General features: G+C 67.7%; 11 protein-coding genes. 6 read left to right on the top strand and 5 right to left on the bottom strand.

Features of this window, described 5'->3' with window-relative positions:
* Positions 1-26: 26 nt before the first annotated feature.
* The 3 genes from KY501_RS47490 to KY501_RS47480 form a co-directional block, all read right to left on the bottom strand.
* Positions 27-1,367 carry an FHA and sigma-54 interaction domain-containing protein gene (locus tag KY501_RS47490; RefSeq protein ID WP_224371822.1) on the bottom strand — a complete coding sequence of 447 codons (1,341 nt, stop codon included), beginning with the start codon at positions 1,365-1,367 and terminating at the stop codon, positions 27-29.
* Between the two features lie 7 nt (positions 1,368-1,374).
* Complete coding sequence (locus tag KY501_RS47485; protein WP_224371819.1) at positions 1,375-3,336, bottom strand: bifunctional serine/threonine-protein kinase/formylglycine-generating enzyme family protein; 1,962 nt, start codon at positions 3,334-3,336, stop codon at positions 1,375-1,377.
* 102 nt (positions 3,337-3,438) lie between these two features.
* Positions 3,439-4,524: a hypothetical protein gene (locus tag KY501_RS47480; protein ID WP_224371817.1), complete on the bottom strand. Its 1,086-nt coding sequence runs from the start codon at positions 4,522-4,524 to the stop codon at positions 3,439-3,441.
* Positions 4,525-4,944: 420 nt separating this feature from the next.
* On the opposite strand from KY501_RS47480, the gene KY501_RS47475 reads away from it, so the two are divergent.
* The 6 genes from KY501_RS47475 to KY501_RS47450 all read left to right on the top strand — a co-directional run bounded on the left by KY501_RS47475 (position 4,945) and on the right by KY501_RS47450 (position 9,936).
* Positions 4,945-5,376 (top strand): hypothetical protein, encoded by a 432-nt coding sequence (locus tag KY501_RS47475; protein ID WP_224371815.1) that lies wholly within the window; start codon positions 4,945-4,947, stop codon positions 5,374-5,376.
* 271 nt (positions 5,377-5,647) lie between these two features.
* The gene (locus tag KY501_RS47470) at positions 5,648-6,469 is read left to right on the top strand and encodes a hypothetical protein (RefSeq protein WP_224371813.1); all 822 of its coding nucleotides are present in this window, start codon (positions 5,648-5,650) and stop codon (positions 6,467-6,469) included.
* Positions 6,470-6,692: 223 nt separating this feature from the next.
* Positions 6,693-7,592: a DUF6600 domain-containing protein gene (locus KY501_RS47465; protein WP_224371811.1), complete on the top strand. Its 900-nt coding sequence runs from the start codon at positions 6,693-6,695 to the stop codon at positions 7,590-7,592.
* A gap of 106 nt (positions 7,593-7,698) precedes the next feature.
* Positions 7,699-8,250: a hypothetical protein gene (locus KY501_RS47460; protein ID WP_224371809.1), complete on the top strand. Its 552-nt coding sequence runs from the start codon at positions 7,699-7,701 to the stop codon at positions 8,248-8,250.
* A 10-nt stretch (positions 8,251-8,260) separates the two neighbouring features.
* Positions 8,261-8,980: a hypothetical protein gene (locus KY501_RS47455; protein ID WP_224371807.1), complete on the top strand. Its 720-nt coding sequence runs from the start codon at positions 8,261-8,263 to the stop codon at positions 8,978-8,980.
* Positions 8,977-9,936 carry an ATP-grasp domain-containing protein gene (locus KY501_RS47450; RefSeq protein WP_224371805.1) on the top strand — a complete coding sequence of 320 codons (960 nt, stop codon included), beginning with the start codon at positions 8,977-8,979 and terminating at the stop codon, positions 9,934-9,936. Before KY501_RS47455 ends, KY501_RS47450 begins: the two co-directional genes overlap by 4 nt.
* Here KY501_RS47450 and KY501_RS47445 read toward each other — a convergent pair.
* Entirely contained in the window at positions 9,896-11,182 is a 1,287-nt protein-coding gene (locus KY501_RS47445; RefSeq protein ID WP_224371803.1) for an ABC transporter ATP-binding protein, read from the bottom strand. The genes KY501_RS47450 and KY501_RS47445 overlap by 41 nt on opposite strands.
* 10 nt (positions 11,183-11,192) lie before the next feature.
* Complete coding sequence (locus tag KY501_RS47440) at positions 11,193-12,953, bottom strand: ABC transporter permease (RefSeq protein WP_224371801.1); 1,761 nt, start codon at positions 12,951-12,953, stop codon at positions 11,193-11,195.
* Positions 12,954-13,066 lie beyond the last annotated feature (113 nt).

The raw sequence follows: 13,066 nt of genomic DNA, 5'->3' as shown, positions 1-13,066 counted from the left end.
GAGAGCCGATCCCGAGCCTGGGGAACTCAACGACGGAAAGCCTCCACATCGAGACCGTGGTGCTGAATCCAGCGGTAGATCTGCTTGCGTGAGCGCGACATCTCGCGGGCGACATCGGCCAGCACTCCGCGATGGCGCCTCAGCAACTCTTCCAGCCGGGCCCGATCCGGAGGAGGCTCGCGCTCCTCGTCGCCTGCGGCCTCACGAGAGACAGCAGGCGCGGCGGAGACTGGCGCGGCCGGCGGGCTCGGGAGGGCGGACTCGTGGCCAAGCTGGGACTCTGCCAGCTCCAGGGCGTAAGGCCCTGCCCCGCCCCGGATGCGGAGCTGCTTGGCCAGCGCGAGCAGCTCGCGGACGTTGTAGGGCCAGGAGTACCGCAGCAGCCGCTCCGCGAGCTCCACCTCGAGCCGGGGCAGCGGCGAGCCGAGGGCGTGGGCGAACAGCATCAGCACGTCGTCGCGACGCTCCTTCAAGGGCGGCAGGTGGATGGGAAACTCGGCCAGACGCGCGTAGAGATCCCCGCGAAACGACTGCTTCTCCACCGCGGCGCGCAGCTCCCGATTGGTGGCGGCGACGATGCGGACATCGCACGGCTGCGGCGTGGTGGCGCCCACCGGCAGCACCGCGCGATCCTGGAGCGCCCGCAGGAGCTTGGGCTGCAGGGACGCGGGCATCTCGCCCGCTTCGTCCAGGAAGAGGGTTCCTCCGTCCGCGGCACGGAAGAGCCCCTGACGGGCCACCGCTCCAGTAAAGGCTCCCGCCACGTGCCCGAAGAGCTGGCTCTCCGCCAGACTCTCCGGGATGGCGCTGCAGTTGACGGGCACGAAGGGCCCCTTGCGCCCGGACAGCGCATGCACGGCGCGCGCGGCCACCTCCTTGCCGCTGCCACTCTCACCGAGCAACAACACGGTCGCGTCGCTCGGCGCCACCTGGGCCAGCAGGGCTCTCAGGCGGCGCGCGGACGCGGAGACGCCGAGCAGCTCGGGGACAGGGGCGTCTCCCATCTCCCGCGGCTCGACGCTCACCACCATCAGCGAGTCCCCGATCATGATCACATCGCCATCCACGAGCGTGGACTCGGTGGTCCGTTGCCCGTTGACGGAGGTGCCGTTGCTGCTGCCCTCGTCGACGATGCGCAGCCCGCCCGCCGGGCTCTTGTGGACGCTGGCGTGCTTGCGTGACGCCCGCGGGTCCCCCGGCAGGGAGATGCCCTTCTCCGCCTCACGGCCAATCACCAGCGCCTCACGGCCCGGGGTGTAGCGCCGCGGCGGCAGCAGGATCTCTCCCGCCGAGAAGACCAGCACCAGGCAGGCCTCAACGGAGGAGCGGGCGACCCGGATGGGGGGCTTCTTCTCGGTCGTCTTCATTTCACCCTCACTCGGATGCGCAGCGCACACCGATCCCCTCCTGGACATCCCCTCGCTTCCAGCGGCTGCGCGTGGCCCCGCGGGACAGCAGCGCGTTCGTCGTGGAGGCCCCACCGCGAAACAGGCGCAGATCCTCGGCGACAGGGACGTGGGGCTCCGCGGCCCGCGGGTTCACGCAGTCGCCACAGGCGCCGTAGTAGGGCAGCGTGAACGCGTCCTGGACCCACTCGCCCACGCTCCCGCCGAGATCGTGGATGCCCTCGCTCGTCACATCCCGCGCGCCCGCGCCCACGTCCTCCCGGCGCCCCTTCAGCTGCTCGCAGCCGGCCCCCGCCTCGCGCCCGAAGACGACGCCCTCGCACCGAGGAGCGTCCTCTCCCCAGGGGTACGTCCGGCGCTGCACCCCGCGCGCGGCGAACTCCCACTCGGCCTCCGTGGGCAGGCGCTTGCCGAGGAACTGGCAGTACCGCGAGGCCCCATCCCACGTCACCTGGACCACGGGCTTGTTCTCCATCCCGGGGCGCACGGAGAAGAGGCCCTCCGTCGTCCGCTCGAGGCCACTGGCCCTCGGGTAGAGATCCACGAGCAGCAGCCCGGAGGCACGGTCGTACACGAAGCGCGGGCGGTGGTCGTCGCGGTCCTCCCGCACGTCGAGCGAGGGCGAGACGCGACTGAGGAACGCGGCAAACTGGGCGTGGGTGACCTCGTAGGCGTCGAGCTGGAACGACGAGACGGTGACCTCCCGCGCCGGCAGCTCGCGCTCCAGGCGCCTGCGTGCGTCGGCCGTGCAGCCTCCGGGCAGGCGCGCGCACTCGGTCCCGATCTCCTCGGGCGTGCTGCCCATGCGGAATGAGCCTCCTGGCAGCCGCACCATGCCCTCCAGCGTCGGGACCACCGCTCGAGGCCGCTCCAAGGCCCGGGCGCCGAGCCAGACCGCCGTGACCATCGTCACCGCTACCCCGCCCGCCACGAGCGGCCACCGGCGGCGCATCGGAGGTCGAAGCGTGTCCGTGACCTTTCGTCGTTCCGCGACGGTCGGGACGCCCTGTCTCTCGTGGGGCCTGCTGGTGCTCTTCGAGGGCACCAGCGAGACAGGGAGTTCCCCCTCGAGGGAGGAGCCGCGCTCCAGGCGCTGGAGCAGCTCCGCCACCTCCTCCATGCGCGGCCTCCGGGAGGGCTCCTTCGCCAGCATCCGGCGCAGGAGCTCGCGCCCCGCTCCCGAGAGAGCGCTCTCCTCGGGGAGTGGAGGCGGCTCCTGGAAGAGGTGCTGCCGCATGACGGCCGTGGACCCGCCGGAGAAGGGCGGCGCGCCCGCGAACATCTCGTAGAGCAGGACGCCGAGCGCATAGACGTCGGCGCGGTCGTCGATGTCCTCGCTCCCCGCGGACTGCTCGGGAGACATGTAGAGCGCCGTGCCCAGCACGGTCCCCTCCGTGGTCCGGAAGTGCTCGTCTCCCACGAGTTTGGCGATGCCGAAGTCGAGCAACTTCACCCGCTCGCCCCCCGCTGCCTCTTCATCCCGGACGAGCATCACGTTCTCGGGCTTGAGGTCACGGTGCACGATGCCACACGCATGTGCCGCGGCGAGGGCAGCGGCGATCTGCCGGGCAATGCGCAGGGCGCTCTCGGGCGCCAGTCGGCCTTCGGGCCTCGAGAGGCGGACCCGGAGCAGCTCACCCTCGATGAACTCCATGAGGATGTAGGGCACCGCCGAGGCCAACTGGCCGAAGTCGAAGATGCGAACCATGCCTGGGTGCTGCACCCGGCTGACAGCCCGTGCCTCGTTGAGGAACCTCGGGAGCGCCGAGGCCCTCCCTCCCGTGTCCTGGAGGACCTTCACCGCGGCGCGTTGCCCGATGGCATCGTGGATGGCCTCGTAGACCACCCCCATGCCACCCCGAGCAATCTCTCGGGTGATCCGGTACTGCCCGACGAGCGTCCCCAGGAGGGGATCCGTCGGACCCTCCACCCTGCCGCCTTCCTGTCTCTCGAGAACCTTCTCCATGAGGAGGCGAGCAGTATAGCGGGGCAGCGGTGGAGGGCCGCGCCTTCGGCGGCGGCAACGACGTGCCTACTGGGCGAAGAACCGCCAGGTCGCCGTGCCGACACCGTCGCGGTCCCAGCGCAGGCTGGTGGACGCGCAGTACCAGTTGCCCTCGCAGCCGGTGCCCATGATGTCCAGGAAGCCTACATTGTAGCTGGCGTAGCCATTGAGCAGGTGGAGGGGCTGGCCCTCCATGATCGGACCGTTCGTCGACCCGTTCGGCAGGACCTTCCAGGTACCGGAGCCCCCATCCCGGCTGCTGCTGTACGCCGTGGACACGCAGAAGAAGTTGCCCTCGCAGCCGGGATAGGCGGTGTCGAGATACCCGCCGTTACCCTGGTGCATGTTGAGCAGGTACACGTCGTCGCCGGCGGACACGGGCGTCCCCGCCGCCTTCCCACTGGCGGACAGGATCTTCCACGTGCCAGAGCCGTTGTCGCGGTTGGGGACAGTGGCCGTCGACACGCAGAGGAAGTTGCCCTCGCAGCCGGCGGCGCGGGTATCGAGGTAGCCTCCCTGCCAGTTCTGGTAGCTGTTCTGGATGCTGTACGTCTGCCCGTAGACCAGCGGCGACACGCTCGGCGACGCGCTGTACAGCTTGAAGGACACATCATAGTACGGGTCCGCGGAGGACCCCAGCCAGTACTGGTTGCCGTTGGGGTAGACGTTGCCGCACTCGGAGAAGGCGCCGGAGTACGTGGAGAGCCTCACCAGCCGGAAGGTATAGGCCTGGTTGGCTTGCAGCGTGACGTTCGGGAACGCGAAGGCATAGAAGCCCGAGGCCGTGCCGCCCGTCTGCGAGCCCAGGCTCAGCGTCGTCGGCGAGGTGGAGATCTTCGTCCCGCCCGTCCCATCGCCGGAGTACAGCTCCATCGCGTATGAAGTCGTGTAGTAGAGCTCGGGCTTGATCCACATCTCGATCTTGTCGAGCTGGGTCTGCGCGTCCACGCGGAAGCTCTGGGCGATGGCGTTGTTGATGGCCACGTTGGTGTTGCAGCCCGCGGTGTCGACGTTGATCAGCAACGCCGCCTGGGACTGCCCCGCAACCAGGAGCGTCGCTCCGGACACCAAGGCACCACAGAGAGAACGGAGCTGCTTCAAGAACTGCTTCATATGGAGACTCCCCTGTCAGGAGGCGTCGCTCGCGCGCAATGGCGCGAGTCGCTCGCCATGAATGCGCCCCGGGATGGGGCGCCCCGAGAACCAGGCCCGGGACGAGGAAGGGCTAGAGCAACCGTCGTACCAACCCTCTCGAACCGAGCCGCTCAGAGGGGCTCGCTCGGGCAAAGGGCCGCTGGCATGGGCGTTTCCGCGCGCGCGGGGTGGGACGGCACGCGTGCGCGCCCGCGTGCCGCGCGCTCTGCGTCACGGTGCGCACTGCGCCCGCTGCGGCCCGGCCCGTGCAACAAGGTCGTGCCCATGCTCCTTCGCCCCTACCCGCGCTCGGACCGCGATGCAGGCGAGGAGACCCCGCAGCTCCTTGCCAGGGGGCCGCGGGAAGATCCAGCATCCCCAGGAAAGACGAGGAGCGTCATGATCAAACCGAAGCACGAGAAGCTGAAGTGGACCCTGGAGGTCCTCACCGGAACCGAGGTCAACACCTTGCCGCTCATCCCGCTGGCGAGGGTGAGTGATCAAGCCTGCTTCGCGGTGCGAGGGCCCCTCACCACCGCCATGCCCATCGTCTATGTAGTGAGTCGAGACGATGCAACGAGGACCGTCCGGGTCTTGCTGATGGCTCAGGTGAGCGATCTCACCCCCGAGACCGAGGGCGAGGAGGTGCGTCTGCCCCAGGGCAGAGCCTTCCTGGTTTCGCAGGCGCCCAGCTCCATCCACGTCCTGGCCGTGGAGAGCGTCCTCTCCCGCGACGAGCTGGCGCGCTGCTTCATGCTCATCCTTGGAGAGCCCCCTCCGGCCACCACCACCAGTGACTCCACCGTGACCTCGGGCTCCACGAGCGAATGAAGGCGACGACGGTAGGTGGATAACAGTCTCGCGCAAGGAGCGGGAGGAGTTGTTACGAGAACCGGACGCTGCTGCGTCCCTGAGGATTTTCCATGGGTATGAAACTCCTCAACCTTCCGTAACGTATGCGTGACGGGGGGAGTATATGAATGTGTTCAAGCAAGAAGGTCGAATCGAGTCTGGATGTCTCCATCTTCTCGGGATGCTGGCAAACCTTTGCCTCGTTGCGGGATGCGCTCCGGAGCCCGCGTCTCCCTTCGAGGAGGCGTGGATGAGCAGCTCGGACTCCGCGCTGGTCACCAACAATAGCCTGACGCCCAACGGACTGGGGACCAACGGACTGGGGACCAACGGACTGGGGACCAACGGACTGGGGACCAACGGACTGTCGACGGCTTCCTTCGCTTCCTGGTTCGACTCGAACCCGGCTGCCCTGTCGGACATGGTGATGCGGTACCTGGTCCGCTGCGCCGTGCCCGCGAGTGAGAGCCGCACCTGGACCCATCCTTCCACTGGCGTGCATTACACGTGGACGGGCGAGCTGGGCCTCACGCCGAACTGGGCCAGTGGCCAGGTCGCCTCCGAGAGGGAGGAACAGCTCATCACGGCGTGTCTCGCGGCCCATGTGAACAAGTTTGGCGTCAGCATGCAGATCTCGGTCGTCGGGCGGGATGCGCCAAGCAATGTGCTGCACATGGACACGGGGGAAGCCACGACCTACAGCCAGCAGGAGGCCACGTTCTACGGCAACCTGTTCCGCAACGAGGGCATCTTCGTCTGCAAGGATCCGCACCTGAAGCTCTCGTCTGCGCAGAGCACCCTGCGGGCCTGCTCGCTTGAGAGTCCGAACTCGAGCTGCTCGCCCATCACCATCACAGGCACCTGTGGCGGAGGCACGGGCTGTATCCCAGACAGCACCAAGGGCTTCTACGCCTCGTGCACCTACAACAAGAAGACCTACCCTGCATTGTCGACGCGCATCCGGCCCCAAGACATCTACAAATGCGGCGATGGCATCTGCCAGATCTCGGAGTCGTGCGGCACGGGCAAGAGCGCGATCAGTTGCCTGGCGGACTGCGGGCCCTGTCCGTAATACCAGCCCGAAGCACCCGGGAACGAATCTCCGTCTGGTATTGAATCGCGGGCTGGAACTGGCCGACCGGGTCTCGAGAGTCCGACCCGGCTGGGCCGAGGCGCAAGCCCTGCGGGAAGTAAGGCGTGCTCACGCTGCTCGCGTCAGGCGCCGGGCATGCTCCACGCTCGCCCTGGCTTGCGTGCATACCTTGCACGGAAGACTTCGAAGCGAGGTGTGATCCATGAGAGCCCGGCCCTGGCGTTTCTTGAAGCTGTGCAGCCTGGCCTTTGGTTGCTCACTCTGTCTGCTCGCCTTCCACGGGTGCGTGGCGGTGGGCGAAGAAGAGGTGGGCGTGAGCGCGGAGGCTGTCGCCCCCGCGGGCGCGGAGGCTGAGTTCTACAACGTGCTCTCCCCCTACGGAGAGTGGGTGACTGTACCGGGGGGGGTGGGGCCCGTCTGGCGCCCGTATCCCTGGGTGGTGGGAGCCGACTTCGTGCCCTACGCCACCGGCGGCAGCTGGCAGTACAGCGACTGGGGATGGACGTTCGTCTCCGCCTGGAACTGGGGCTGGGCACCCTTCCACTATGGCCGCTGGTTCTTCGAGCCCTCCTTCGGCTGGTGCTGGCTCCCAGGCACGGAGTGGGCGCCCGCCTGGGTGCAGTGGAGGTGGGGAGATGGCTATGCGGGCTGGGCACCGCTCCCTCCCCCAGGGCTCCGGGTGCGGCCCTACTGGACGTTTGTCGAGGGAAGGCGCTTCCTCGCACCAGACGTGGCGCGCTACCGGCTGCCTCCCGAGCGCGCGAATCTGCTGCTTCGTCGGACGGCGGAGATCCGAGACCAGGTCACGCGCGGCCAGCAGCATTGGAACCGAGGCCCCGAGCAACGCATGGTGGAGCGCGACACGGGGCAACCGCTGCCACGGACGACGTTGCAACCCCCACCGCCGGGCCACCCGGCTCCGAGGCCTCCTCAACGGGAAGCCGCGAGGACGCCTCCTCCCGCACGGCCGCCACCCGCGGCCCTCCCGCCTCGCGCGGAGCCCGAGAGACACGCCGGAGAGGAGCACCCACCCGCGCCTCGTGCTTCCGAGCACCCACCCAAGCACCACGAGCCCGATCATCCGCATGAGCATCACTCCTGAGCAGCCCATCCGGTGCGGCTGAGCCCTGCCTGCGAGCGGCCGGTACCGCTTGCGTCACCGTCACAGGCCCCATAGCGCGACTCGCTCTACTCAGAGGAGAACGCCCATGGGAACCATTCACATCAAGGACCTCAAGGAGAAGGAATTCAAAGAGTTCAAGGAGAAGGACAAGGACCTGAAGGACAAAGACAAGGACCTGAAGGACTTCAAGGACAAGGACCTGAAGGACAAGGAGAAAGAAAAGGACAAGGACAAGGAGAAAGAAAAAGACAAGGACAAGGATAAGGAGAAAGAAAAAGACAAAGAGAAGGACAAGGAGAAGGACAAGGAGCTCAAAGACGTCAAAGACAAAGACAAGGAGCTCAAGGAGTTCAAGGACAAGGAGCACAAGGAGTTCAAGGAGAAGGAACACAAGGAGTTCAAGGAGAAGGAGATCAAGGAACTCGAGATCCCCGGCCCAGGAACGGGTGACGACCCCAACGCCACCGCGAGCGCAGCAAGCCGTGTCGACCCGACCGATCTGCTCCGGCGCGTCGAGCGACTGGAGAAGCACCTCGGTGTCGGTGGGCCCTTCATCTCGAAGGACGAGCGCCCCGCCGTGGGCGAGCGCGCACTCAGCGCCTCCGAGGGTGAGCCGCCCGGCGACAAGGGCAAGTAGGCGCGACTCCATGCTGCTCGTACTCGCAAGCCGGTACGATCTGCCCGCCCGGAAGCTCGTCCAGCGCTGGACGGAGCACGGAGCCGCGTTGGTGACACCGGATGATCTATGCGCGCCCGGCTGGCGTTACGACGATGGCCCCGCGGAGGAGCTGCGCGCACTCATAGGAGGCGTGCCCCTACGCGCGGCGGATCTGCGCGGCGTCTACGTCCGCCTTCCCGCCGTGACGGAGGGCGAGCTCGCTCTCATCCGCGGCGAGGAGCGCGCGTACGTGGCCGCGGAGCTGACAGCGTTCCTGCTCGCGTGGCTGACCCGCCTGCCGTGTTCCGTGATCAACCGCCCCAGGGCCAACAGCCTGGCGGGACCCGCGTGGCGACCCGAGCAGTGGCTCCATGCCGCGAATCGCGAAGGGCTACCCGTGGTCCCCCTGAGACGCTCCACCTCCGTGCCCGGCACCTACGCCCCGGGCGAGGAGCCGACACAGCCCGGCATGCAGGTGACCGTGGTGGGCCAAACCTGCCTCGGTGAGGCATCTCCCGAGGGTAGGGAGTCCGCACTCAGGCTCGCGCGGGCCGCGGAGGTGGAGGTGCTGGCCGTGCAGCTCACGGGGCCCTGGCATGCACCGGCCGTTGCTGGAGCGCACGTGTTCCCCGACCCGTGCGATCCACCCGTAGCCGATGCCCTGCTCACCCTGCTCCTGGAAGGCGAACGAAAGGAGTCGAAGCCATGATTCTCCTGTGGGGGCCTCCCGGAGACGGGCCGCTGGCGGCGGTGCGTTCGGCGCTCGAGGCGCTGGGCGCCCCCGTGTTCTTCCTCGATCAGCGCCGGGCGCTCGAGACTCACGCCGAGCTCCGCATGGGCCGCCAGGCCGAGGGCCATGTGAGCATGGAGGGCCAGACGCTGGAGCTGGCCGACGTCACGGCGGCCTATCTGAGGCCTCATGATTCGCGCCGGTTGCCCGAGGTGCGGCGAGCAGGCCCGGGAAGCGCAGCCTGGGAACACGCCACCGGACTCGAGGACCTCCTGTTCACATGGTCCGAGCTGACGGAGGCGCGGGTCATCAACCGCCCATCAGCCATGGCGCCCAACGGCTCCAAGCCGTTCCAGGCCCTGCAGATCCGCGCGCATGGCTTCCGCACGCCCGCCACGCTCATCACCACCGACCCAGAGGAAGTGCGAGCCTTCAAGGCCCAGCATGGGGCGGTCATCTACAAGTCCATCAGCGGGGTGCGCAGCATCGTCTCGCGCCTGGGGCCAGAGCATGACGCACGGCTGGAACACGTGAGGTGGTGCCCCACCCAGTTCCAGCAACACGTTCCGGGAACCGACCACCGCGTGCACGTCGTGGGGGACACCGTGTTCACCGCCCGCATCCGCTCCACCGCGGACGACTACCGCTATGCCACCCGGCAAGACGGCCGCACGTACCTCGAGCGCGGCGAGCTGCCGCAGGACATCGCCGAGCGGTGCGTCCATCTGGCGCAGGCGCTGGACCTGCCCGTGGCCGGCATCGACCTGCGCCGCACCCCCGAGGGCCAGTGGTACTGCTTCGAGGTCAATCCCTCCCCGGGGTTCACCTGGTTCCAGGAGGACACGGGCGACGCCATTGACGCGGCCATCGCCCGGCTCCTGTGCGAGGGGCCCGCTACTTCAGCGCGAGCGTTTTCGTGTCCTCATCGTATGTGAAGAGATCTCCGTACCGGGCCCAGCTCACGAAGGTCTCGAAGACCCCTTCGTAGTTCTCATAGGGCATCCGCATCGCGATCGTTTCGAGGATGAAGTCGGCATCCAGGCGGTGGTCTTCGTTCCGGCTCAGCGCCTCCGCGACTTGCTTGAAGAGCGCGAGCCGCAAGAGTTGCTCGCGCCAGAGGGCCTTCTGCTCGGTGGGGCTGGCGCGAATGAAGCGCTCGCCCAGAGGCAACAGCACCACGGTGCGGCGGGGCGTGTCGACGAAGTTCAGCAGCTCGGCCGCGTTCACGACGGCGATGACCACACCGAACTCGCGGTGGGTGTCGCTGACGATCCGGAAGACCTCCTCGCGTCCACCGTGAGAGTCCAGGTACTCGAGCAGGCCGACGATCTCACTCGCGCGAGCGGCAGGCAGCGGCTCGATGAGGGCCCCGGCGCCCGGGGCTGGCGCGGGGGCATCCGGCATCTCGCTGCCCGTGATGATGTCGTGCAATCGATCCACGAGCTGCAGGAAGGCGGGGGCGCGGTAGTTCCTCGGGCGCGGGAGCGTGTTCTCCACGATGGTCCGAATCCGCCCGGGCCGGGTGCCGAGGACGACGATGCGGTCCGCCATCGCGGCTACTTCCTTGATGTCGTGGCTGACCATGACGATGGAGCTCGGGTTCCTGTCCTTGGCCGCCCAGATATCGAGCACCTCCGCCCGGAGGCTCTCGGCCGTCAGGGCATCGACCTGGCTGAAGGGCTCGTCCATGAAGAGCATCTCGGGGTTGAGCGAGAGGGCTCTTGCCATGCCGACACGTTGTTTCATCCCTCCCGAGAGCTCGCGCGGGTAGGCCTCCTCCGCCCCGGAGAGACCGACGAGCGTGATGACCTTCTGGGTGCGGGCGCGAATCTCCTCTCGAGCAAGCCCCGTGGGCCGCAACGCGGACTCGACATTCTCGGCCACGGTCATCCACGGGAAGAGCGCGAAGCTCTGGAAGACGAACCCCACGCCCGGATTGAGGCCACGCAAGGGCTGCCCATGGTAGAGAATGGCGCCGCGCGTGGGCTGCGTCAGCCCGGCCAGGATGCGCAGCAGCGTCGACTTCCCACAGCCAGACGGCCCCAGCAGCGCGATCACCTCGTCCGGCTTGACGGCCAGCGTCACGTCCCCGAGCACGCGCAGAGGCGTTCCCCTCGGCTGCGGAAACTCCTGTGAGACGTTTCGCACCTCGCAAAGCGGTGGTTTGTCGAGGGTCTCCACGCGAACCTCCTCACCTCGTCAGAGAGAACCGGCGTTCGGCCAGTGCGTTCATCCGCCGCCAGACCAGGCGATTGAAGGCGACGACCATCAATGACATCACCAGGATGCTCGCGGCGAGCGATGGGAAATGACCGCCGGATGCGGCGGCGCTCACGCGCGCACCGAGCCCCAGGGTGCTGATCGTCTCCCCTCGGAAGGTGACGTACTCGGCGACGATGCTCGCGTTCCACGCGCCCCCCGCGGCCGTCACCCAGCCCGTGACGAGGTAAGGGAAGACAGCCGGGAGGTACAGCGAGGTGAACCGCTGGAGGCGCCCCATTCGGAAGGCATGTGCGGCCTCGCGCAGGTCAGCGGGGATGGCCGTGGCGCCCGCCACCACGTTGAAGAGCACGTACCATTGAGTGCCCAGCAGCATGAGCACCACGCTCCCCCAGCCGAGCGAGATCCCGACCCCCCGCATCACGGTGATGACCGCGGGGAAGAGCATGGGTGCGGGGAAGGAGGCCACCACCTGGACGGCCGGCTGGAGGAGACGTGACAGCCTGGGACTGAGCCCAATGGCCAGACCGGCAGGCAGCGTCCAGAGCGTCCCCAGCGAGACCGCGATCAGGACCCGGCCCAGCGTGACGAAGCCCGAGGTCACCGTCATGAACCACTCGCGCGAGGTCACGGGAGAGAGGAACCCGATGAGCTTCCACGCGCCGAGCGTCATCAGGGCGAGCAACGCCAGAAAGCACCCAAGAGAGATGAGGGCAGCCCGCTTCGAGCGGCGAGCGCGTGCCGGCCCCGCCAGCGGGTGACCGGCGCGATGATGCGTCCGCTTGGTGGGTCGCAGGTGCGCCCGAACCCAGGCGAGGAGCTCGGAGCGCCGGAGGAGATCGAGGAACCACGAGCGCATCGCCTCGGTCTGGCCGCCCTCCTCGACCCGGAACTTCTGAGCCCACACCACGATGGGTCTCCAGAGCAGCTGGTCGAGCGCGACAATCATCGCGGTCATCGCGAGGATGGCGCGGACCATGGCGGCCGTGTTGCCCTTGGCCACCGCGACGCTCATGTACGAGCCCAGGCCAGGAAGCCGGAAGTCCTTGTCTCCGAGGATGAAGGACTCGTTGATCATGAGGAAGAACCAGCCGCCGGCCATGCTCATCATGCTGTTCCAGACCAGGCCGATCGCGGCGAAGGGCAGCTCGAGCTTGCGAAGCCGGGCCTTCCAGTCGAATCCGTACATCGTGGCCGCTTCGCCGAGGTCCGCGGGGACGGACCTGAGCGAGTGGTAGAAGCTGAAGGTCATGTTCCAGGCCTGCCCCGTGAAGATCATGAGCACCGCGGCGAGTTCGAGCCCGACGTTGCTGTGCGGAAACGCCGCCACGAGCGCGAGCACGAGGCCTGGCATGAACCCGAGGACGGGGATGCTCTGGAGCACATCGAGGAGCGGAATGAGGATGCGGCCCGCGACCTTGTCCTTGGCTGCCCAGTACCCGTAGACGAGGGTGAAGGCGAACGAGAGCACGTACGCCGCGAGCCCCCGGGAGAGCGAGAGCAGCGTGTACTGGGGGAGCGCCCACGGAGACAGATCGATCTCGACCGTGGGACGGAGCGTGCCTGTCCACTCCCGGGCCAGACGGACCATGCCGAAGATCAGTCCCCCCAGCGAAAGGAGGAGGGCCACATCCACCCATCGGCTGTGCTCCCGGCGCTGCAGGAAGGCCGTCGCTCTCCCCCAGGGATAGATGGGCGGAGGCTTCGCTTTCTGATCCGGGCCACGGCTCATGGGGCAGGGTTCTCTCTCGCGTGGCGAATGAATCAACCGAAAAGGTCGCCACGGTCTTTCAAGTGTTCGGGCAGAGCCTCCTCCCCTCCCTGAAGTCGGAGGGAGCCGTCCTG

Origin of the sequence: Hyalangium versicolor, from assembly GCF_020103695.1 — a bacterium.
Classification (GTDB): Bacteria; Myxococcota; Myxococcia; order Myxococcales; family Myxococcaceae; genus Hyalangium; species Hyalangium versicolor.
The sequence above is the reverse complement of the archived record's forward strand: the minus strand, read 5'-3'. Positions and strand labels throughout refer to the sequence as shown.